Raw genomic sequence first — 20,922 nt, forward strand, 5'->3', positions numbered from 1 at the left:
GATGTCCTTCCCGGTGATTTATTTGCCGATGCCTTCGGAGAGGCCGCGGATGAAGTACCGCTGTGCGGCGAAGAAAAGCAGGACGATCGGCAGGGCCGAGATCGTCATCGCCGCGAAGACGACGCCGTAATTGGTGCCGTTCTTGGACATCAGCGAGGTGAGGCCGACGGGCAGCGTCTGCACCGCCGATCCATTGGTGAAGACCATCGCGAACAAATACTCGTTCCAGGCGAACAGCACGTGCAGGATGATGCAGGAGATGATGATCGGCTGGCACAGCGGCAGGATGATGCGCCAGAAGATCTGCCCCTCGCTGGCGCCGTCGATGCGGGCCGCCTCGTCGAGATCCTTCGGCAGCCCAAGCATGTAGGCGCGGATCAGGAAGGTGCTGAACGGAATCCGGAACGCCGTGTAGAGGATGATCAGCGCCCAGTAGGTGTTGTAGAGGCCGATGGCCTGCAGCATCCGCACCAGCGGGATCAGCGCCACGGTCGGACTGAGCATGAGGCCGCCAAGAACCAGGCCGACGATAAGCGGCTTGCCGGGCATTGGCGTTCGCGTCAGCCCGTAGGCGGTCCAGGCGCTGATCAGCACCGTGCAGATCGCTGAAGCGACGGTCACCAGCAGGCTCGAGACCAGATAGTCGCGGACGCCCCGGTTCCAGGCCTGCACATAATTGCCCCAGGTCCACCGCGACGGCAGCGCGAACGGGTCGCCGAAGATCTGCCCATTATCCTTGAAGCCGTTGAGCGCCATCCAGACCAGCGGATAAAGCACGACGATGCCGAGACAGATCAGGAACGAGTACAGAAAGGCTTTCGCAAGAGCGCTCCCGAAGGCCGGGCGCGCGGTCCGCCCGCTGGCCGCCATCACCGTCACAGCTCGACCCTCCGGCGCCTGGTGTACCAAAGCTGGGCCGCTCCGGTGATCATGGTCACGGCGAAGATCACGGCGGCGATCGCGGCGCCGTAGCCGAAATTGTTCTGGATGAAGCCCTGCTGGTAAAGCCATGTGCCAAGCACCTGGCTGCGGTTGTTGGGGCCGCCGGCGGTCATAACCATGACCTCGTTGAACACCTGGAACGCGCCGGTGATGGTGACAATGATCATCAGGCCGGTCATCTCGCGGGTCAGCGGCAGCGTCACGCTCCACAGCCTGCGCAGCGGTCCGGCTCCGTCCATGACCGCGGCATCATAGAGATCGCGCGGAATCTTCTGGATCGCGATCGCGAACAGGAGCGTCGAATAGCCGAAGCCCTGCCACTGGCTCATCGCGATGATCGCGTAGATCGCCGTGTGCTCGCCGCCGAGCCAGGGCTGGATGAGTTGTTCCAGGCCAATGCGCCTGAGCCCGGCATTCAAGAGCCCGATATCCGGCTGGTAGATGAAATAGAACAGCAGGCCGGTCACGGTGATCGAGATCGCGGACGGAATGAAATAAATCGCCCGCCAGAAGCGCCTTTGCCGCTCGCTGCCCAGCCCCTCGATCAGCGCCGCCAGCACGAAGGCGCCGCCGACCTGGAAGACGATGGAGATCAACGCGTAGAGCGTGTTGTTCCACAACGCCACCCAGACGACCGGGTCGTGCAGCAGCCGCTCATAGTTGGCGAGGCCGATATTCGTGGTCTCGCCGGTAAAAATATCCTCGTCGGTGGTGCTGACGATGAAGTTGTCGACGATCGGGTAATACACGAACCAGCCGACCAGGATCACGGCGACGGCGACCCACCGGAGCGAGCCCCAGTGGCGGAACCGGCGGCCGGCTTTCGCCGCCGGCTCGCCCTTGGCGTTGCTCAAGGCAGCGCCTTCCATTCTGGCCAGACCGGGATTCGCCATTGGCCTATTTCGATGCCGCGGCCGCCTGCTTGACCTGCTCCATGACCTGTTCCGGCGTCATCGAGCCGCCGGTGAGGGCCTGGAGGCTGGACAGCCAGGCGGAGGCCACGCGCGGCGGGTTCACCGTGTCCAGCCACGGCATCAGGTAGGAAGCGGAGGCGATCTCCTTGAGGCCGGCCACGACGGAAGGGTTCATGTTGGCTTCCGACGCCCCGCCGATGGTCGCGCTGGGCTGCCCGTAGGGCGGAGCCGAGAGCACCTGGCCATTCTGCTTGGACGTGACGAATTTCATGAAGTCGATCGCCAGCGGGATGTTGCTGGAGGCGGAACTGATCATGTAGCCTTCCGGCGCGCCTTCGATCGCTTTCGCGTCGCCCTTCGCGCCGTTCGGCACAGGCAGGGTGAAGAAGCCCAGATCGGATACTTTCAAAGCGGAATCCGCCGAAGCGCTCTGATCGAACTCGATGATTTCCTGGTAGTACATGGCCGATTTCGTGTTGCTGAAGGTCTGGATGGCCGACGAATAGGAGGTGCCGTTCACCGAGGCGCCGCCATCCGTGCAACTGTCGATGAGCTGCTTGTACTGGGTGAGCGCGGCGACATAGCCCGGGTCGCTATAGTCCGCCGTGCCGGGGTCGAAATCCTTCTCGAGTACCGCCTGCGGAACGTCGTAGGCGAGCAGCTGCCCCACATAGTGGATTGCCGGCCAGGCTTCCTTGTTGCCGAAAGAGATCGGCGTCATGCCCGATTTCCGGATCGTCTCGCAGGACGACAGGAGCTCCTCGAAGGTCTTGGGCGCGCTCAGGCCGAGTTTGGAGAACGCCTGCTTGTTGTAGCCCATGAATTTTGCGTCGAGATAGAGCGGAATGCCGTAGTATTTGCCATTGTACATGAAGGCCTGAACGGCCGCCGGCGTCAGTGTCTTGCCCCACTCGGTATCGGGCCCGATGACCGGGGTCAGGTCGACGGCGCGATGGCCGCGCACGAAATTTCCGCCCCAGCTGCCGGTCCAGGAAAAGTAGATGTCCGGGAGCGAGTTCGACGCGACCAGCGTTTTGGTCTTGTCCTTGACGCTGTCGTCGCTTTCCTGGATGAGTTCGACCTTCACGCCGGGATGAAGCTTCTCATAGTCCTGGGCGACGCCGACAAAATACGGCGCGAGCTGCTGCGCGCCGAATTTCGTCAGGACCGACAGCGTTCCCTGGTAATCGACCTTAGCGTTCGGATCGGCCTGGACCGCCTCGGCGCCGATACCCTGTCCCATTGTCAGACCCAGTGCCGATGCCGCGGCAAGCGCGGCGATTGCCGCCTGTGTTGAATATTTCATGATCAGTTCCCTTCTTCGTTTTTATGAGGTGAGGTGATCAGTATTCGACGCGCTTGTAGTAGCGGCGCGTCGTCAGCGGGTGATTGCGCAACACTTCCAGATGCGCGCTCACCCGTTCCAGCAACGTCGCAAGCACGATCGGCGAGATCAGCTTGCGGACAGCAGGCGAGATACCGGGCAGTTCGACCGACGCGGCATCGAGAACGTGCACCTTGTCGGTATATCGTTTGATGAAATTTTCGACGCGATCACCCAGCGGACGGCTGGCATCTTCCCCCTTGAAGAGGAATACGCTCACACCCGGTTCAACCAGCTCCAGCGTGCCGTGGAAGAAGTCGGCGGCATGGACCGGTCTGGTCCTGATCCACTGCATCTCTTCCAGAATGCACATGCCGTAATAGTAGGCTTGCGGCCAGACGGAGCCGGCGCCGGTGAAGATGTGATAGGTTTCGTTCTTGATCGTGTCGGCGAGTTTCGCCGCGCTGTCTTCGTAGGCCGCCTTTGCCCCAACCAGCAGTTCCGGCAGTCTCTTGAGCTCGGCCACGGTGGCGTCGAAGTCCTCGTATTCGCCTCGCTCGGCCAGCAGTGCCAGCACGATCAGCAGCGACTGCAGATAGAAGGACTCCGAAGAGGTGTCGTCCTCCGCGAAGTTCGTGAAGGTGAAATCGGCTTCCCTGGCAAGCGGCGTGTCGGAATGGCCGGTGAGCGAGAGCGTGCGCACGCCTCTCTGCTTCAGGAAGGAAAGCAGCTGCACGCTTTCCCTGGTCGTGCCCGAAAGCGACGGGATGACCACGAGCGATTTCCGGTCCAGCCCGGCGGGCGGATCAAGCACGACCTGCGCCGGATACTCTCCCCGCACCGGGAAGCTCGTACTGCGCTCGGCCAGCTCGATCGCTGGAAGGGTCAGAAGCTGCACGCCACCGGTCCCCATGAAATAGAGCCGCTCGACGCCCTCGCCGAGCAGCCGGTGCATGAGCGCCCTCGCCTCTCCGGCGAAGGAGACGGCTCCGCCCTGGATCTTGATGAAGCGGTCTTTGTCAAAGTTGAGCATGCAGGTCTTCCTCGTATTTTCGCTGCGGCAGGGCGTCCGCTCGTTGCAGGCACCGCCGGCGATCGCCGCGGCCACCATCGATCAGGCTGATTGTGAGATCGATCTCACATATTTAACGCACGCATTTCAGAGGTTGGCAAGCCCCCTCGCATGACCAATTCGCGGAAGAGCCTAGTTGGATCGGGCGATCAGCGCCCGTGCAGCCGCGAGACCGAGCCGCGAACGATGAGACGGGTCGGGAAGCGCGTGTGGCGCGCGGCCAGCTTCTTGCCGGCCAGGCGGTCGAGCAGCATTTTGGCGGCAAGCGGCCCTATTTCGGCTGTCGGCTGCGCAATGACGGTGATCTGGGGATCGGTGAAGGTGGCGAGGTTGAAATCGTCGAAGCCGACCAGCGAAACATCATGCGGGATCGCCAGTCCCATCGAGCGCAGGCCGAGCAACGCGCCTTGGGTCATCAGGCTGTCCACGGTGAACAGGGCGGTCGGACGATCGCGGCGGCTGAACAGTCGAATGGTGGCTTCGACAGCATGTTCCACGGTCGAGCGTGATACGCTGACCAGCGACGGGTCGAGGGCAATGCCATGCGCCGCAAGCGAATTCTGGTAACCGGCAAGGCGCTCCTGCGCGGTGAAGATGCGCGATTCGTCCCGCAACAGGCCGATGCGCTCATGGCCATTGGCAACCAGGTAGTCCACGGCCGCGCGCGCACCGCCTTCATTGTCGACGACGACGCTGTCGCAGTGCACTTCCTTGACGACACGGTCGATCAGCACGACCGGCGTGCCCTCACGGGCGAGCTGCACGATATGCTGGCTGTCCGTCGCCGAGGTCGGCGCGAGAATGAAGCCACGGATGCTGAGCGAACGCAGGCTTTCGAGCAGTTCCTTTTCCTGTTCGACATTCTCTTCGCTGCTGGCGATCAGAAGATTGTGGCGGTGCCTGCGCAGTTCCGCCTCGATATCATGGGCAATGCGCGCGAAGAACGGATTCTGGATGTCGCCGGGAATGAAGCCGACGATCGGCAGTTGCCCGCTGCGCAGGGCCTGCGCGACGAGGTTGGCGCGATAGCCCAGTCGCTCGGCGGCTTCCAGCACGCGCAAAGCCGTACCGTCGCCGACGTAACCATAACTGTTGAGCGCCCGCGCCGCCGTGGCGCGCGAAACGTTGGCCGCGGCGGCCACGTCTTTCAGGGTGATCCCTTTCTGCGTCACGATCATTGTGCTCCCGGGACGGTAATATCCCGTTTGGCGAACCCGCGGGCGAACTTGCCCGTACGCTATTGGTAAATAACAACAATGGTGGGCCCGGAGGGTGTGAATTTCCCCAACAAATACAATGGCTTACCGGATGGCTAGCCAACCCGTATCCTTCGTATGATCTCGTATGGTCTGGCGAACCTTCGGACCAGGAGAAGGGCTAGTGTTCAATGCAAGGCGTGTCTCTACCTTATCCTACAAAAAGAGTCGATAAAGGCTTGTTGACCAAGGGGAAGCTCGACTGGTTGGGGCCGAACGACCGTCCGCTGTTGTGTAAGGTCAGCGGATAGCTGCCATTCGGCAACCCTCCAACTTGGCGACGTTGGGACTAATGGAGCAGCCATGAAAAGGCACGCCGCAAAAAGGCTTCGCCAGGCCGAGCGGATGAACCGCACGATCAAGGACGCCGCTGTCAAGGTCTACCACGACGAAGATCTGGAAAGCCTGAGGCCCCATGCCCTGGCCTTCGTCACCGCCTAGCGCGCCAAACAGCTCAAGGCGCTGCAGTGGCGACCACCCCTCTACCAGGTCATCTGCGATGCATGGACAAACGATCCATCATCTTCAGGGTCAACCCGCACCACCTCATTCCGGGACCACGCGCCTGGTGGGGGCCAGTTGAGTGAAAAAAGGGGGAAACATTGAGCCGCATTTGGGTAACGGTCGTCGCAGGTATCTGCTTCACAATATCGACTGCTTCAGCCGGGCAGGGAGAGCAGCAAAACATCAGTTACTTGGCACGTATGGCAGACGGAAAATTGCATCGGGCTGCAACCATTTCAGGTAACATCTATGGCGTGTTGAAAAGTGCCCGGCGCTGAGACCTAGCGAAAGTGGAAAAGCTATGATGGCTGTCTCCATCCTTTTGTACCACGGGCTAGATAAGCTCTTGGCGCCTGATCGGGACAAATTCGAAAGGGCTATCCGCGTATTCGAAGGCGCTTACCGCAGGGCCGCTGTGAGGAAGGTTGATTGCCAGGCCGAGAAGGCCAAAGATCGAGATAATTACCTGTAGATGTTTCGCTGTTAGGCGCTAATCCAGATCGCGGGAACTATGAGCCGTGGCGCCGCGCGCCTTTAACACGCGTTGGCGGGCCGGTCGTTTTACCCCCCGGAAACCCGGCCACACGCTGTGAGCGCATCGATCAAGCTTGCCCACGGCAGATTCGTGCACCCGAAGTCCTTCACAGGTGCCCGCAGTTCGGGTGATGGCGCGACCCAGAAAGTTCGAAAAGCTTTCAAGAACCAAGAACCCCAGGCAGTGGCCAATTGTAGAACAGCCTATCGACCGCTTCGGGGCGAAAGCTGTCTGCTGTCGAAATCATTCAGGGTGAAGCGGACATGCCGAAGGCGGCGGGCGCCAACGTGGTATTCGCGCGCGACAATGAGGAGTAGAACATGGAGGAAAAGGTGCGGCGAAGATGCTGAGGGCGACGCCGGAAGGTGAAGCCGGCCGCGACAACCCCACGGCCCAGCGGTTGCTAGTCGACATTGGCGCCCCCCTTTAAGCTCTTGATAAAATAAAGCCTCTGCTAGTCGTAGGAGAAGGGCTAACCTTCAATGCAAGGCGTGTCTCGACCTTTCCTAAAAAGCCGGGATCGTTCCCGACGGCCACATCAACAGCGGACAACCGTCACGCCACGCCTTGCTACTTTCGCAAGCCGCGCCGCAAGCAGGCGAGCGTATCGTTATGTTGGCGCTGGTGCCGGCTACTATTCTGCCGTCAGCGCGAAACCCGTTGCCGCGCCCGACAAGGTGACGGCGATCGCGTCCTGCCGGGGGTTGCTGCGGGGCAAAGGCAAACCTCACCTATCGAAACGACCACGACGCGCGTACCGGGATATTCCCAGTTCCTAATGGAACAAACAGCGCCACGTCAGATTTGAAAAGGTCCGCTGGCTTTGGAGCCGCGGATGCTGGCCCTCCGCCACGGCCGGCGGTCTGCGCCCTGCATGGCGCAGGCTACACACCCATGAAACGTCTGCTCTATTTTCTGCTCAGCTTGGCCACTATGATCCCCACTTCCCTGCTGGGTGCTGAACAATGGGAGGGGTTTGGGATCAAGCGTCTCGGATTCGTATTCGACGTCCCCCGGGGTTTGTGCTTGCCCAGCGCTCCGATCAAGGAGCAGCCTTTGAGGGCAAAAACAAAGGATTTCTTGCGGTCTGGGGGGCGCAACTCGGCAAGGCAAGCTTTCGCACCGAGATCGAGCATCGCATCGCCGTGAACGAGAACGACGGCTGGAAGGTGATCTACAAGCGAGTGACCCCGCAATGGGCGAGCTATTCGGGACTGAAGGACGGTCAGATCCTGTATATCCGGGCTATTAAGATCTGCGGGGACAGAGCGGCATTGTTTACGGTCAACTATGCTCGCAACGAGAAGGTCCCCTATGATCCGCTTATCGTTCGCATGGTCAAATCACTGAAGGTCCAGGGCTGCTAAGCCGGCCCGGTGGATGGCCCCGTCATCCAGCCGCTGCGGATGGCAGCTTCTGTGGCTCGCCCCCGCTGGGCTTCCTAGGCCGAGGCGCGCGCTGATACGCCCCCGAAAAGCTCTTGAAGATCCCCCTTGGGCAGTGGCCTGGACAGCAGAAAGCCTTGGAGCTGGTCACAGCCGAGCTTGCGCAAGTAATCGCACTGGCTTTCGGTCTCCACCCCTTCGGCAGTAGTGCTAAGTCCGGTCGCGCGGGCCAGGTTGATAATCGCCTGAACGATGGCCTCGTCACCGTTGGAGTGACCAAAGCCCTGCACGAAGCTTCGGTCGATCTTGATCCTGTCGACTTCCAGCGTCTGCAGTCTTCCCAAGGAGGAGAAGCCGGTGCCGAAATCGTCGAGTGCAAAGCGCACCCCGATGCTGCGCAGAGCCTCGATGTTGTTTCGGCATTCGCTCCGGCGCTCCGACAGAGCACTTTCGGTAACTTCGATTTCGAGCCGCCGCGGATCCATGTGCGTCTCCAACAAGATACTGGTCACTCGCATGGCGAAACTGGGATTGTTCAGCTGCAAGGCCGACACATTCACAGCCAAGGTCTCGATGGGCCAATCCACCGCGTCAAGGCACGCCTGTCTGAGAACCAGTTCGCCAAGCTTTTCAATCAGCCCTGCTTCCTCGGACAGTGGTATGAACAAGTCCGGTGCAACCCAGCCCCGCTCCGGATCAGACCAGCGGGCCAGCGCTTCGACACCGGTCATCCTGTTTGTGTCGGCGGCGTATAGCGGCTGATAATGGACCTGGATCTGGCCGGTCGCATCCAGCGCGTTGCGCAGGTCCTGTTCCATGCCCTTGCGCATGGCCAGCGTCAGATCCATCTCGTGTCCAAAGAAGGCGTAGCTGCTGCGGCCCCCGGCTTTGGCATGATAGAGCGCCACGTCGGCTTTCCGCACCACCTCGACCGTGTCCACCCCGTCCTTGGGTGCAACCGCTACCCCGACACTTACGCCGACAAAGACTTGCACCCCGGCGACCTCGAACGGCCGACGAGCAGACTCGATCAAATGCTCGCATAGCGCCTTAACGTCATTCTCGCCGCCAACCGAGCGTCGGATGATGATGAATTCATCGCCACCAAGACGCGCCACGGTGTCGGCTTCAGTCGTCAGCCGTCTTAGCCGGTCCGCGAACTCCCTGAGCAGCTCGTCACCCGCCGGATGGCCAAAGCTGTCATTAACCTGCTTGAAGCGGTCGAGGTCGAGGTAAAGAACCGCGAGCTGCTCGTCCGTCGACGGCAGGCGCGCCAGCGCATCTGCCAAACGCTCGTTGAACTGACCGCGATTGGGCAGCGCCGTAAGGAGATCGTTGTGAGCGAGGTGGTAGATCCGGCCCTCCGTCTCGATCAGCTTCAACGTCCGCTTGCGGCCTATCAGGGCCATGATGACACCCGCCAGCACCAGACCAAACAAGGCGACGAGAACGGGCACGAGTTGCAAGAGGACAAAGGCTCCCGGGCGATATGGCCGCCAAACGAAGAAGCCGATAGGTCCAGATCGGTCGACAACGGGATACGAAGCCTCGCCGGAAGCAAGGTTACTGTCCCAGGAGAATCGGGCGCCATCGAGCAGATAGTCCTGCCGCAAGGAGGTAAGAAAACTGCCGTCGAGATAGCGGACGGCCACATGCAGGAATTCCTTGCCTGGCACCTGCGCGATGTGGCCACTGTCGGAAACCACAGGCTTGATACTGACGACTGCGGGATGGCCGGCGATAACGGCCATGTCGGACGCACCTATGGTGAGCACCTGTTCGGTAACACCTTCGGTGTCCCCTCGTGTCAGTCTCGCTCTCAACGTCTGGACGAGAGGCTCGGTGGTCGCGTGTATGGCGCGGTAGCTGCCAGGGTCAGCGGTCGACCCGTCGGTGAACGCATAGATGGGGACATCATTGGCATCGAGAATATAAACCTGGTCATGACCGAAATAGGTATGCATCCAGCTGCCGAGATTGGTATCAAGCCATTTCGCATCGCCGCTGCGAAGAGCTTTAACGGCGTCGTCCCAAACCGTTACGCTCTCCTGATCATGTGCCACTGCGCTCTCCAGCTTGGAGATAATCAGTGCAACGAGGCTTTTCTGCCGCGCCGCGGCGACGCGGTCGGTCTGGATCGTGGACCAAAGCAATAACCCGGTGGTGATCGCAGCAATGAGCAGTGTCAGCGCGATGACGGGCAAAGCCGTTCTCACCAGGAAGAGACGACGAGTCGGTTCGGCAAAATGTCGCAGCAGTTTCATGAGATCGCTATAGGCGATGAAGACTTCTGGACCGTTAAAAGGCCCTGCGCGAGAAGCCGGGTGCCTGCCCTTCTCCGGCAGCCTGGCATTCGGGGTCGCCGCATCGCGCGGAGCAGCGGCGACGAAAGTATGAAAAACCGGCGAGAGGGCAGCGAACTGCGTGGGCATCTGGGACCGCAAACCTACCATCGCGGGTATATGCAATTTCGCTAAAATTATCGGAACTCATTGCCGTCTCACGTTTTGACTCCCCATTCCAGGAGTTCGCGTGCGCATGGGTAAGACCGAAGACCGGCTGTCATTTATCGAGTTCCAATCGCCAACGTTGGTCGAGAAAGCTCCTGACGGCGGCAACTGGCTTCACGAGATCAAGTATGACGGATACCGGACCCAACTCATTGTGGAAGGCGGAACAGCGCGAGCCTTCACGCGCCGTGGTTACGATTGGTCCCGGCGGTACAAGAGAATCGTTCAGACGGCGGCGAGCCTGCGGGCAAAGTCCGCGATCATCGATGGCGAGGCTGTTGTTCTGGGCGAGACCGGCCTTCCGGATTACCAAGCGTTGGAACGGGAGCTGGGCAATCCGGGTTCGCCGAGGCTCATCTTCTATGCGTTCGACCTGCTTCACCTCAACGGCAGCGATCTTCGGCAGCAACCGCTTTTGGAACGCAAGGCCGCCTTGGAGAAGCTGCTCAAAGATTCAGCGCCGACGCTGACCTATGCAGAACATCTCGAGGTGAGCGGCAAGGACATGTTCGCGCATGCCTGCCGCATGGGCTTGGAAGGCATAGTGTCAAAGCGCGCCGATTCACCCTATCGCTCCGGCGTCCAGACAAGCTGGGTCAAGGTCAAATGCATCAAGAGCGACACCTTTCCTGTCGTGGCTTTCGTCGAGAAGCTTGGCGCTCGGCCGCGCCGGATCGCCTCGCTCTACATCGGCAGGCGCGAAGGCGACCGGCTGCTTTATGCCGGCAAAGCCCAGAGTGGCTTCAGCTTGAGCATCGCGCGACAGGTCCGGGAGCGACTGGACCCGCTGATTGTCGACAACTCGCCATTGTCGCACCCGATCGACAAGCCCAAGGCCACATGGGTCAGGCCGGACGTTCTGGCCGAGGTGCAGTTCAGCAGCGTCACCGACCGCGGCATCTTGCGCGAAGCGGTATTCAAGGGCCTTCGTGAAGATCTCGTCACGATCCCCGCAAAGCCGCCCGCCGCATCGAAGCGGCGGAACAGGGCCGAGGGACACGCAGTGCCCCGTGAGAACGTTCTTCAGCTCCTGCCGGACGCGGTCTCGCCGTCCAAGGAAGCCCTTATGCGCTACTGGGAACAGGTTGCCGAGCAAGCGCTGGTCCATCTCGGCCACCGACCACTGAAGCTGGTGCGCCACGCGAGCGGGACCACTTTCTATCACAAGGGTCCCTTGCCGGATATCCCAAGCGCCGTGCACCAGCTGCGCATCCGAAAGCGCGAGGGTGGTGAGGGTGTGCGCGTGTGGGTGGACGCTCTCGCCGGTTTGCTCGGGCTGGTCGAAATGGATGCGATCGAACTTCATCCCTGGAACGCCACCGTTGATGACATCGAGCAGACGGACCGCGTCGTGCTGGACCTCGACCCCGGGGAGGGCGTCGAGTGGGAGCAGGTGATCGAAGCGGCGCTGGCGCTTCGCGACATCCTGGAGGCTTCAGGTCTGAAGAGTTGGGCCAAGGTCACCGGCGGTAAGGGCATCCATTTGATGGCCCCTCTTGAGACCAAGATGACCCACGACAACGCGCGGCAACTCGCCAAATCGCTTGCCCGGTGCCTCGCTGACGCACATCCTGACCGCTACCTCTTGTCTGCTGCGCCGGCGGCAAGAACGGGACGTATTTTCATTGATTATCTTCGCAACGGGAGAGGCAACACGGCCGTGGGCGCGTTCTCTCCACGCGCACGCCCCGCATTTCCGATCGCCCACCCTGTGACATGGCGCCAGGTTGAGCGGGGGGTGCGTCCAGACGCCTTTACCATGGATCACCCGTTCAAGGCAGCCATCAGGAAAGCAGCCTGATTGAACGAGATGAAGCCAGTGCCGCTGTGCTGTGTCAGTGCTGTCCAATTTTGCCGCCGCTGCCGCCTTGCCGAACACCTGGCTGCGGACCTCACCTGGCGGGGACGGGCGCTGAACGGTCTCGGGCCGGCGTTCGACGTCGGAAGTTGTCTCAATTCAGTTCGATCTGGATCCTTGCGCAAATCGTAACATCGCATTGGCCCAGGACCTGATTGGCTCACAATGCCAAGCAAATCCCGCCAGATACCCAGTCAACCGCCTCGCATGTGCCCCTCCTGTACAGGCATAGCGGTGTCCCTGTTCATCCGCCACAGATGCGTGGCGCATTAACATACCATCGAGCGAGCCTACCGCGCCTTCTCAATAATTGCCGTTGTAGTACCGGTCATCGCACGGCGCGGTGTAAATTCGGCCATAGCGGTCCTGGTACCGGCAGAGCTGATCCTCACGACGCTGCGGGGTGGTGGCGGAGCCGACCACTGCTCCTAGCAACGCGCCGCCGGCCGCGCCGATCACGGTGCTCTTCGTGTTGCCGCCAATAGCCTGGCCGACCAGAGCGCCGCCGGCGCCGCCGAGCAGAGCGCCCGTAGTTGCCCGCTGCTGGCCTTCCGTCTGCGTTTCGCAGCCTGCCAGAGCTGCCGTCATCAGGACAGCCAAAACCGCTTTGTTGAGTCTCATCTGAGGAACCTCCTTGAGGCCGCGAGGGCCGACCGCGCCAAGTGCTGCGGCATTGCGGCGGAACGGCGGCGGGCTGTCTCACGAAGTGAGACATGGTTTCTCGCTGGTTGAACGTTGATCTAAAACGGGCCCTAATCAGCCAGATTGTTAGGCACGACGTTCCCGTGGCGGTGCTGACAGTTTCCCTGATTGGCGCCGGTCCGGCCATTTTCCCAGCAGCGGCGTTGTATCGCTCTCAATCACCGACGTGCCGATTATTGGGATGAGCGACGGCTCTTCAGCCTTTTTCCTACCTCCAGTTTTCAGCGCTGCGATTTCTTCATCGCGCCTTATGATCCGGCTTTCCAAGTTCGCGATGCGCTCGGTCAGAAAGTAGCGCCCTGCGACGAATCCTCCGCTCCCGAACAGCACTGAGAAAGTGGCAAACGTTATCGGGTTGCCGATGACCAATGCTGCATTCGTTTGGAAGAAGGCGATCAGGTCGTGCATTTTGTACATCCTCTTGGTTCGCGGCGGGTGGATCTTTCCGGTCGGAGGCCACCTCTTTGGGGCATAACCTGGCCGTCGCCCGAGCGCGTTTGGCGTCTTGGCATAAGCCTCTGCTTCTCATCTGTTCCAGGAATAAGGAACATATTCCTTCCCCGTCAAGGCCGTGCCCGACTGTTTGTTCTCATTTTGTTCACATTGGTCCACTGGCGATGGCGCCGAACAATGAGGTTCAGCTGGAGATCGAAGGAGCTTTCTCAAAAGAGGAGCAGCGCGCCATCGAAGCCGCCAATGAGTTTGCGGCAGCGCGCATCTCCGCAGCGGCAGCAGCTGAGATATTCGCGCTCGAAAGCTGGGACTATGCCGGGTGTCCCACTGTGATCCGCCTTGTCAGAATAGGCCGAAACTCATCATTGTCGTGGCATTCGACCGCGGCCAAGATGGCGAACTGTTCACGGGTGATGGCCAGACTGATCAGCAAAGCGAGAAGCGGGCGATCAGGACCGCCAAAACGCTCGCCTCGAAGCATGTCGGCGTGATTGCGTGGAGCCGAGACGCGGACCGTGCATTGGGCGACGACGGTCGCCACAACCATTTCGTCATCGGCGATGTTCCAGACATGGAATAGGCGCCGCCCTGACACGAGCTTTGAGTCGCACAGTCTCCACCAAGAGAGGTGGCCGAACAAGACAGCGCCGGCGGCAAACCCGGATCCGTCTGTCGCCTGCGGGTTTCGTACGGAAACAGAGCAGATACCGGGTACGCCCGACTACGCATCATCGCTATGCCGACTTTCTGCCCTTTGATTTGGTGCCGCCCTTGATGCCTTCCTTGGCAAGGCTCTTGCGAAGCACCGAGGCCAGGTCGATGACGTTCTCTTTTGGCGCGGGGGCGGGCTTGGGCGGCGCTTTGCCCTTGCGCTTGGCGTCGATCATGGCGATCAACGCGTCCTCGTATGTGTCTTCGAACTTCGACGGATCGAACTTGGTGACTTTCTTGTCGATCAACAGCCCGGCTATCTCAAGAAGGTCTTCATCGTATTTGGGGTTTTCCAAGCCATTGAACACGGTCTTTTCCGACGTCATCTCGTTGTGAGTGCGCAGCTCGGTCAGCAGCATCCCCTTCTGGAAGGGCTGGATCAGCACCTCGCGCCCGCGCTGATAGAGCACCACGCAAGAGCGCGCGGCCACGCGCTTGTTCGCCATCGCATCACGAAGAACCGAAAAGGCTTCGAGCGAAGCGCCGTCCGCCGGGATCAGATAATAGGGCTTTTCCAGATATCGGGTGTCGACGTCCTCAATTGCGACAAATGAATCCACCTCAAGCGTGTGGTTCGATGTCAGCTTGAGCTTCTTGATCTCATCCGGCTCGACCTTGATGAAATGGTCCTTGTCCACCTCGTAACCCTTGACCTGGTCCTCGCCCTCCACGATATCGCCAGTCTCTTCGTCGACATACGCGCTTTTGACGGGCAGCCCATCTTGGCGGTTCAAAATCTTGAAATGGATCTTGGAGGCCTCGCTGGTTGCACCGACAATCTTTACGCCGCACGAAACCGACCCGATCTTCAGGAAACCATTCCAAACCGCGCGGGGTGCCGCCATGACATTGCTCCTTGTCAGCCGTCAGTAAGAACACACGAAGCCGCCACCCGTTCCGTCGGCACACCAGGGCTCCACTACTCGGTCGCCGCCATCCGGAATGGTTGGGCGACAGCGGGACATCATCGGGAAATGCTGTGGACCAGTAGCCGGCCTCGTTCGAGCATGCGCGGCCGGCACCGGCGTTTGCCGGTCACGTGCCCACCGTGCGCCACATTTGACTCAGTTTGAGCCAAGGCTTAAGCCGACCTTCCCGCCCACGTCCAGGGCGCATCGACTGATCATAAGGTTTGACAAAATGGACGACAAATACGCCAATGCGCGCGAGCATTTTTTCGCGGCAGTTCGCACGCTAGCCGCCTCTTCCGATCCCATCCAAACACGATTGATCGATGCAAACCTGAACGTTTTGCATGTCACGCTCGATGAATTCGAGGGCGACCGCGAGCTCAAGTTCAAGTTCGCCAGGATTTTGGACCTTCTTGCCGCCGACCAAGACAACATTGAAACGGTCGCCATCGAGACGACCGCCCATATGACGGACTTTGAAGCCGTCAAGGTGGCGGACCTGATCTGCGATTTCTACTATGAACTGACATAGGCACCGACACCGACGAACCCGGGCGCTTGAGGTGCGGCAAGCCCAGGGCGTGCGGCTCGTTGGCTGTGACACCGACCCGCTTTGTCCCAGTCGTGTTTCTCTTGCAGCATGCGAGGAGGGCAAGCGCCTACACAGATCCGCTTCCAACTCTCTCAACGGCCGGTGGCGGAGACGTGAATTAGCCGAAACGAATTCCTCCTGCTGCATTCTTGCTCCTCCGATCGGCGGGCAGGTTGCAAATGGCAGGGTTCAGAAGTTCGATGCCGGCAATGTCTTGGCCGGCAAGGTGTTTGATTGCATCAAATGGCCGGCCTCCAGAGGGACTTGCTGCCCTCACGGCGTCCACCAGGGCCAGTGCAACGGCTCTACGATGGCATGCCCAGTGTGTCGCGGAAGCGGCCTTCAGGGCGCGGCTCGACCCCTATGCTAAGGGTCCGGCAGAATCGCGGTGGGCGAGCGCCAAGTCGTGTGCGGCCTGATTTTTCGGAGGCGCTAACATTGGTGATTCCGCTGGAGCAGCTTTCCGTGCTTGTTCGCAAACTGAAAAATAGGCCGCGGTAGCGGAGCCTCAAAATGATGGACCGCATACGCCGGGTCGGAGGAAGTTTCGAGGCCGCAATGATCTTGATCAGGGCCGTAGCAGCGGTCGGAATCGTCTTGGTGGTCACCACCGAAATTCTGTGAATTCTCAGATCTCACGGCTCCGGGGAGTGTTGGCTGATAACCCGCTCGGGGAGTTGCGTTTCCAAACCGGTGGCTCGCATCCTGATCTTGTCGGAGCCCAAACCGGCAAAATGTCGGAGCCCGGCAGCTACGCCTCGCCGTGTCACTCTGGCGGACGCGCCGACGTGACGCCCTGCATGTGGTTCTCCAGCGCCATTGAACCCGCACTGACGCTAACTCGACAGGAACAATCAACCGATCTTCTTGTTGGACGGCGATGGCGGTTGACCATCTGGCCTTTGCGCTGCCGCGGAACAAAATACATAGGTGATCGGGCCTGAGAGGGTCACCGCGCGGGGCGAAACTTCTGACCACTTAGGTTTCGTAATCGGTAGCGGGAAAAAGAGATGCTGGACAAGGCTTGGCGAATTACGAAATCGAGCGTGGCCGGCTTCATCGGCGACAGCGCTTTCAGTCATGGCGCCGCAATGGCGTTCTTCGCGGTGACCTCTCTGGGACCCATTCTGTTGTTGGTGGTGGCCGTAGCAGGCCTGGTATTTGGACAGGACGCAGCGCGCAATGCCGTCGCGGGACAACTGACAGGCCTGATGGGCAGTCAAAGCGCGAACGTCATACAAAGCGCACTGCAAAGTGCATCCAACCCATCGTCTGGTGCCATCGCTACCATTGTGGGCCTGGTGACGCTGTTGCTGACGGCATCCGGCGTGTTCGGTGAGATGCAGACGGCCTTGAATGAGATCTGGAAAGCAAAACCCCAGGGAGGCTCTGTCTCTCGCTTGATTCGTGCCCGGACGGCAAGCTTGGGACTGGTGATCGCCCTCGGTTTCCTGCTGATCGTTTCGCTTGCTGTGAGCGCCGCCATTACCGCGCTAGGGGGCACGATCAACCGGCTTTTGCCGTTCGGATCCATCTTGATCGAAGGGCTGAATGTCTTGATTTCCTACCTGCTGATAGCAGTGCTCTTCGCCACCATCTACAAGGTTCTGCCGGACCGCCATCTGGAATGGCGCGACGTGTGGTTCGGAGCGTTCGTGACAGCCGCGCTGTTCACGGTCGGCAAGAGCCTGATCGGCTTGTACCTGGGTAGCAGCGCCATGGGATCTTCATTCGGAGCCGCCAGCGCGTTGATAATTGTGCTGCTCTGGATCTACTACTCGTCGCTGATTTTTCTTCTCGGTGCCGAATTCACTCACGCCTACTCTTTTGAACACGGAAGCCGGCGACCCTTAGGTGAGGCTTCACCGGGTTGAGCGACGGCCGCAAAGCGCGCCCGATACGTGGCCAAGAACGCGATTGGCAAAAGTGCGGGATTGTCGCTCCTGGAGCGAGCACGGAGCCCAGGGCTATGAAGATCGACGTGACCACGCGCGACCTGGAACTCCACCCGTCGTTTCGCCCCCCGCGAGCGCCGGGCCGTCGTCGACTTCCTCTCGTAAAACCCACCGAGCTCGTTGCCCTGCGCCTCAGCACTCAACCTCCAGCGAAGAACTGGAACCTAAACGCACAGGGTTGGTTTGGTGGCCAGAAAGGAGACCTCCATGATACGCTTACTCGTTCAATTCGGTGCCCTCTGTCTAGCGTATAAATTCGGCAAACAAATAGGCCGTGAGCAGGGCCGTCTTTCACCAATAGGCGAACCGCGGCGCCGCTCCTTGTCGGAGGCGGGTACCCCACAAACTGGTGAGGCCAACGAACAAAGTTAGCGTTTGCAGACTGCGGTCACCTGCGATCCGCCGCGGGCCATGGAACGTCGGGCCTTCAAGCTGGACGATGAAATGCCGCGGCATGGCGCTCGAGCAAATCCAACCGGCAACTCATCGTGCTGCACTTTGCAGCTTATGGGCGTCAGCGTGACAAGGGCCGACGGTGCCTTCTCAACCTGAGAATCGCAGAGTGTCCGACCGTGATTATACCCCCGCAGTCAATCCGCACTGTCAACTTGTCGGCTTTGTGATCGACGCGAATGATGTCGCCGACGAGAACGACCTCATCTCCAGCGCGGGTTTTGGGTGGCGGGTCAACCGAATAGGGTTGCTCATAGGACGGAATGCTTACTTGGGCGCGTCCGCTAGGCAGTATCGAGGTGACCGTGCCTGTCAACGCGACCTCGTCACCGATCTCAAATTCCCGAGGCACGCTATAATGTAGCATAAAGCCTCCTCCGGCGTTTCCAAATATCAATGCTGGCAAACTGACTTGGTTGCGTGAAATCGTAAGTCTCTCCCTCCTCGCCTCGTAAGGCCAAGCACCCGCTCCCGTAGGGCTACAAACCGCGCGATCAGGACCTCCAACGCCGCTGATCATGATTGGCCGCCGCGATCCAGGACTCACAAACGCGCCGTGTCGCCCCGGGGCCCGTGGACGTGTGCGAAGCGAGCGCTACATCCTCTTCGCCGCACACGGGCTTCGCCCTGCCGACGGGGACCGATTGGTCGGCCGCCGCTGCATGCATTCGGTGCCGGCCCGGCGGGATCCTTGAGCGCGAGGAGGCCTCGAATTGGCAAGGGGGCTGATGAAAGCGGTGGATAGTTGTCGAGCTGAGGTGTTCTGGCAGAGCCTGTTGTTTTAGCCTGTTCCCGCCACCTGAAATACCCTGCGGGTGTATCAGGCTCGAACGGTTCAGCCCATGTCAGTGTCTGCCTTTCCCGTCAGCCGAGAGCTTTCTTCTGTGAAAATCGTCGCGGAGGCAATAGCTCGGCTTCCCAACGATGAAGCGGCCCTTCTTTGGGACGAAACGGCTAAGCATCTGTTGTCAGTCGCTATTGAACGCGGCCATGACACAGACCAGGCGCGCACCGAGGTCGTTCGGTTCTTTGGTGCCGTTCAACGCATGCGAACGACGCTTTCATCAAAATGGATGGAGACGGCAATCGCAGGCTATGAAAAGCCTACAACTATGAACAGTTTCGTTTCGCACATAATTGGCCTTTACCGGTGCCCAGGCGTCCCAGCATTTGTCTGCGTGAGAGAGGGAACCAGGTGCAGTTACCTGTCGCAGGACGTTTACAGAGCGTCTGGATACCAGCCCGACTTCGAGGTGCTGCCTTGGGAATCGGAATACCGGGCCGCCAGAAACGCGACAGTCTTAGCAGACGGCGATACGAAGCGGTAAGTGCCGGACAATACCATCATGGAACCAAGCCCAATCCGGCAGGTATGACGCTGTACTTCTTGGACACGATTGAGAATGGAAAGATCACCCGCGAAGATCTGGTTGTCGACATGAGCCCGTGCGACATGCGCGAGGAAGCCAAGCGGCGCAGCGCTCTGTTGCCATGAGTACCATGGCAGCACTGCCGGAGTCGCGCTGCACGCAGAGGATGTCCTTCCCCTTTTAGAGGTCGCGCTCGATCATCTGGCAGCTCATCTTGGCCCAATGCGATAGGTGCTGGTGCGACGCTGGGCGGCCATGCCTTGGTCGACGAAGTTAAAGTCTAAAGTCCACCTCGGTGCCGCGAAAGTCACAGCCGCGCGGACCTCCGAGGCATCGGAACCGATCAGGGAGAGCACTCATGAGTTGGCATGGAATGGTTCAGCCTTCAGCTTGAGGCACTCGCCGCCAGCATCGAGACACGCCTATGGTGATGATCGACTCCAACAGAGCCGCGCGCGGCCACCCACCGGTCCCGACAACACCGCCCGGGCAATTATTTTTTGCGTCCTCTTGCGGCAAGCCTGCTCAGGGCTCGAGCGACCTAGGGAAACATCAGCGATCGGGAACTCAGGCCTCCTGCGGTCGTTTAGCAGTTGATCAGCCTTTAGGAGGTTGCCATGAAAAAGCTGCTACTTGCCTCATTGATCGCTGTTGCCTCCGCGGCCGCCACGGTCGCCCCGGCGGATGCTTGGGGATTGCCTGGCTTCGGCGTTGGCCCGTTCGGTGGCTTCGGCCCATTTTCGGGCGGCGCGTTCTACGGAGCTCCGTTCTACGACTATGGCGGCCGCTATTACGGCCCGCGCTACTACGGTGACTATCCTAGTTATATGGTACGGTATCCGCACCGCTACTCTAGGCATCACTACCGCCGTTGCCGGGTCAAGCTGTTGAGGCACTGGCATCACCACCACCGGGTGTTGGAACGCGTGCGGATCTGCCCTTACTGACGACCAGCCTTGGTTTCACTGATTTCATGCTTCGGTCAGCGTGGCCCTCGTTTCTTCGGCCGCGCCGATCACCCTGTGTTCGACATGCCGAAGTCATCGACAGGCGACAATTGCGTAAATCGGCGCCTAACGCGCGGCACAATGAGCGCAAGTGACATCAGCGGAGGATGGGAATGATCATCCTGGCTATGCCAGCCGCGCGGCCGAGACGAGGGCCCCCGGTCCAGTGTACACTTCGGGCAGTTGCTATTCCTGTCCGAATCGGCTCTCCTTTCACTAGGACCAATCGCAACGCAGTTTGCTGAATCCATGGTCCCTGTCCTTGATGGCGACCGACGTTTCCCCCGCCCCCCAACCGGCGTCGGTCGCCCTGCTCTTCGGGCAGTTCAACCGCCGATGGCAATCGTTTCCGGCACGCGGCAGACGAGACAATGATTAGGGTTCCCGGCGAGTACCCGTCCGGCGAACACCGCAGGTATTGAAAGTTAGCTGAGGAGCTTGCTGCACCCAACGACCGAGGTATGCTCA

General features: G+C 60.2%; 16 protein-coding genes and 1 pseudogene. 8 read left to right on the plus strand and 9 right to left on the minus strand.

Going from position 1 to position 20,922, the window contains the following annotated elements; translation table 11 throughout:
• Nucleotides 1-18: 18 nt before the first annotated feature.
• The 5 genes from LB524_RS14465 to LB524_RS14485 form a co-directional block, all read right to left on the minus strand.
• Nucleotides 19-870 (minus strand): carbohydrate ABC transporter permease, encoded by an 852-nt coding sequence (locus LB524_RS14465; RefSeq protein ID WP_041163763.1) that lies wholly within the window; start codon nt 868-870, stop codon nt 19-21.
• A 5-nt stretch (nt 871-875) separates the two neighbouring features.
• Nucleotides 876-1,835, minus strand: a complete 960-nt coding sequence (locus tag LB524_RS14470) for a carbohydrate ABC transporter permease (protein WP_224527425.1) — start codon at nt 1,833-1,835, stop codon at nt 876-878.
• Between the two features lie 4 nt (nt 1,836-1,839).
• Entirely contained in the window at nt 1,840-3,162 is a 1,323-nt protein-coding gene (locus LB524_RS14475; RefSeq protein ID WP_140665927.1) for an ABC transporter substrate-binding protein, read from the minus strand.
• A 37-nt stretch (nt 3,163-3,199) separates the two neighbouring features.
• Nucleotides 3,200-4,213: an SIS domain-containing protein gene (locus LB524_RS14480; RefSeq protein WP_140617818.1), complete on the minus strand. Its 1,014-nt coding sequence runs from the start codon at nt 4,211-4,213 to the stop codon at nt 3,200-3,202.
• A gap of 188 nt (nt 4,214-4,401) precedes the next feature.
• On the minus strand, nt 4,402-5,430 hold the full coding sequence (locus LB524_RS14485) for a LacI family DNA-binding transcriptional regulator (RefSeq protein WP_140617817.1): 1,029 nt from the start codon (nt 5,428-5,430) through the stop codon (nt 4,402-4,404).
• A gap of 411 nt (nt 5,431-5,841) precedes the next feature.
• Between LB524_RS14485 and LB524_RS14490 the strand changes: the two are divergent.
• Both LB524_RS14490 and LB524_RS14495 read left to right on the plus strand, forming a co-directional pair.
• Nucleotides 5,842-6,095: pseudogene (locus LB524_RS14490) on the plus strand (IS481 family transposase); the annotation flags it as partial.
• Between the two features lie 1,474 nt (nt 6,096-7,569).
• A complete protein-coding gene (locus tag LB524_RS14495; protein ID WP_224527426.1) occupies nt 7,570-7,914 on the plus strand; it encodes a hypothetical protein in 345 nt (114 codons plus the stop codon).
• Between the two features lie 74 nt (nt 7,915-7,988).
• Here the strand turns inward: LB524_RS14495 and LB524_RS14500 are convergent, their stop codons facing one another.
• A complete protein-coding gene (locus tag LB524_RS14500; RefSeq protein ID WP_411909913.1) occupies nt 7,989-10,364 on the minus strand; it encodes a putative bifunctional diguanylate cyclase/phosphodiesterase in 2,376 nt (791 codons plus the stop codon).
• Nucleotides 10,365-10,470: 106 nt separating this feature from the next.
• Here LB524_RS14500 and ligD point away from each other — a divergent pair, with 106 nt between their 5' ends.
• Nucleotides 10,471-12,243, plus strand: a complete 1,773-nt coding sequence (gene ligD / locus LB524_RS14505) for a DNA ligase D (protein ID WP_224527429.1) — start codon at nt 10,471-10,473, stop codon at nt 12,241-12,243.
• 360 nt (nt 12,244-12,603) lie between these two features.
• On the opposite strand, the gene LB524_RS14510 is transcribed toward ligD, so the two are convergent.
• Entirely contained in the window at nt 12,604-12,921 is a 318-nt protein-coding gene (locus LB524_RS14510) for a YMGG-like glycine zipper-containing protein (protein ID WP_015316698.1), read from the minus strand.
• A 147-nt stretch (nt 12,922-13,068) separates the two neighbouring features.
• The gene (locus LB524_RS14515; protein WP_224527432.1) at nt 13,069-13,410 is read right to left on the minus strand and encodes a hypothetical protein; all 342 of its coding nucleotides are present in this window, start codon (nt 13,408-13,410) and stop codon (nt 13,069-13,071) included.
• 415 nt (nt 13,411-13,825) lie between these two features.
• On the opposite strand from LB524_RS14515, the gene LB524_RS14520 reads away from it, so the two are divergent.
• On the plus strand, nt 13,826-14,035 hold the full coding sequence (locus tag LB524_RS14520) for a hypothetical protein (RefSeq protein ID WP_224527435.1): 210 nt from the start codon (nt 13,826-13,828) through the stop codon (nt 14,033-14,035).
• Between the two features lie 154 nt (nt 14,036-14,189).
• On the opposite strand, the gene LB524_RS14525 is transcribed toward LB524_RS14520, so the two are convergent.
• A complete protein-coding gene (locus LB524_RS14525; RefSeq protein ID WP_224527438.1) occupies nt 14,190-15,011 on the minus strand; it encodes a Ku protein in 822 nt (273 codons plus the stop codon).
• 295 nt (nt 15,012-15,306) lie between these two features.
• On the opposite strand from LB524_RS14525, the gene LB524_RS14530 reads away from it, so the two are divergent.
• From LB524_RS14530 to LB524_RS14545, 4 genes are all read left to right on the plus strand, one after another.
• Nucleotides 15,307-15,609: a hypothetical protein gene (locus tag LB524_RS14530; protein WP_224527441.1), complete on the plus strand. Its 303-nt coding sequence runs from the start codon at nt 15,307-15,309 to the stop codon at nt 15,607-15,609.
• Between the two features lie 1,070 nt (nt 15,610-16,679).
• Nucleotides 16,680-17,543 carry a YihY/virulence factor BrkB family protein gene (locus LB524_RS14535; RefSeq protein WP_141907340.1) on the plus strand — a complete coding sequence of 288 codons (864 nt, stop codon included), beginning with the start codon at nt 16,680-16,682 and terminating at the stop codon, nt 17,541-17,543.
• A gap of 1,376 nt (nt 17,544-18,919) precedes the next feature.
• Nucleotides 18,920-19,405, plus strand: coding sequence for a DUF6074 family protein (locus LB524_RS14540; RefSeq protein WP_224527475.1), 486 nt, complete (start codon nt 18,920-18,922; stop codon nt 19,403-19,405).
• Between the two features lie 659 nt (nt 19,406-20,064).
• Entirely contained in the window at nt 20,065-20,394 is a 330-nt protein-coding gene (locus LB524_RS14545) for a hypothetical protein (protein WP_140789714.1), read from the plus strand.
• Nucleotides 20,395-20,922: the final 528 nt, after the last annotated feature.

This window comes from Mesorhizobium sp. ESP6-5, from assembly GCF_020164695.1.
Lineage (GTDB): Bacteria > Pseudomonadota > Alphaproteobacteria > Rhizobiales > Rhizobiaceae > Mesorhizobium > Mesorhizobium australicum.

Coding starts and splice junctions, on each gene's coding strand:
- LB524_RS14545 (WP_140789714.1), top strand. CDS start 20,065: ATGAAAAAGCTGCTACTTGCCTCATTGATCGCTGTTGCCTCCGCGGCC.
- LB524_RS14470 (WP_224527425.1), bottom strand. CDS start 1,835: ATGGCGAATCCCGGTCTGGCCAGAATGGAAGGCGCTGCCTTGAGCAAC.
- LB524_RS14535 (WP_141907340.1), top strand. CDS start 16,680: ATGCTGGACAAGGCTTGGCGAATTACGAAATCGAGCGTGGCCGGCTTC.
- LB524_RS14540 (WP_224527475.1), top strand. CDS start 18,920: ATGTCAGTGTCTGCCTTTCCCGTCAGCCGAGAGCTTTCTTCTGTGAAA.
- LB524_RS14475 (WP_140665927.1), bottom strand. CDS start 3,162: ATGAAATATTCAACACAGGCGGCAATCGCCGCGCTTGCCGCGGCATCG.
- LB524_RS14515 (WP_224527432.1), bottom strand. CDS start 13,410: ATGCACGACCTGATCGCCTTCTTCCAAACGAATGCAGCATTGGTCATC.
- LB524_RS14465 (WP_041163763.1), bottom strand. CDS start 870: ATGGCGGCCAGCGGGCGGACCGCGCGCCCGGCCTTCGGGAGCGCTCTT.
- LB524_RS14500 (WP_411909913.1), bottom strand. CDS start 10,364: ATGCCCACGCAGTTCGCTGCCCTCTCGCCGGTTTTTCATACTTTCGTC.
- LB524_RS14530 (WP_224527441.1), top strand. CDS start 15,307: ATGGACGACAAATACGCCAATGCGCGCGAGCATTTTTTCGCGGCAGTT.
- LB524_RS14485 (WP_140617817.1), bottom strand. CDS start 5,430: ATGATCGTGACGCAGAAAGGGATCACCCTGAAAGACGTGGCCGCCGCG.
- ligD (WP_224527429.1), top strand. CDS start 10,471: ATGGGTAAGACCGAAGACCGGCTGTCATTTATCGAGTTCCAATCGCCA.
- LB524_RS14510 (WP_015316698.1), bottom strand. CDS start 12,921: ATGAGACTCAACAAAGCGGTTTTGGCTGTCCTGATGACGGCAGCTCTG.
- LB524_RS14525 (WP_224527438.1), bottom strand. CDS start 15,011: ATGGCGGCACCCCGCGCGGTTTGGAATGGTTTCCTGAAGATCGGGTCG.
- LB524_RS14480 (WP_140617818.1), bottom strand. CDS start 4,213: ATGCTCAACTTTGACAAAGACCGCTTCATCAAGATCCAGGGCGGAGCC.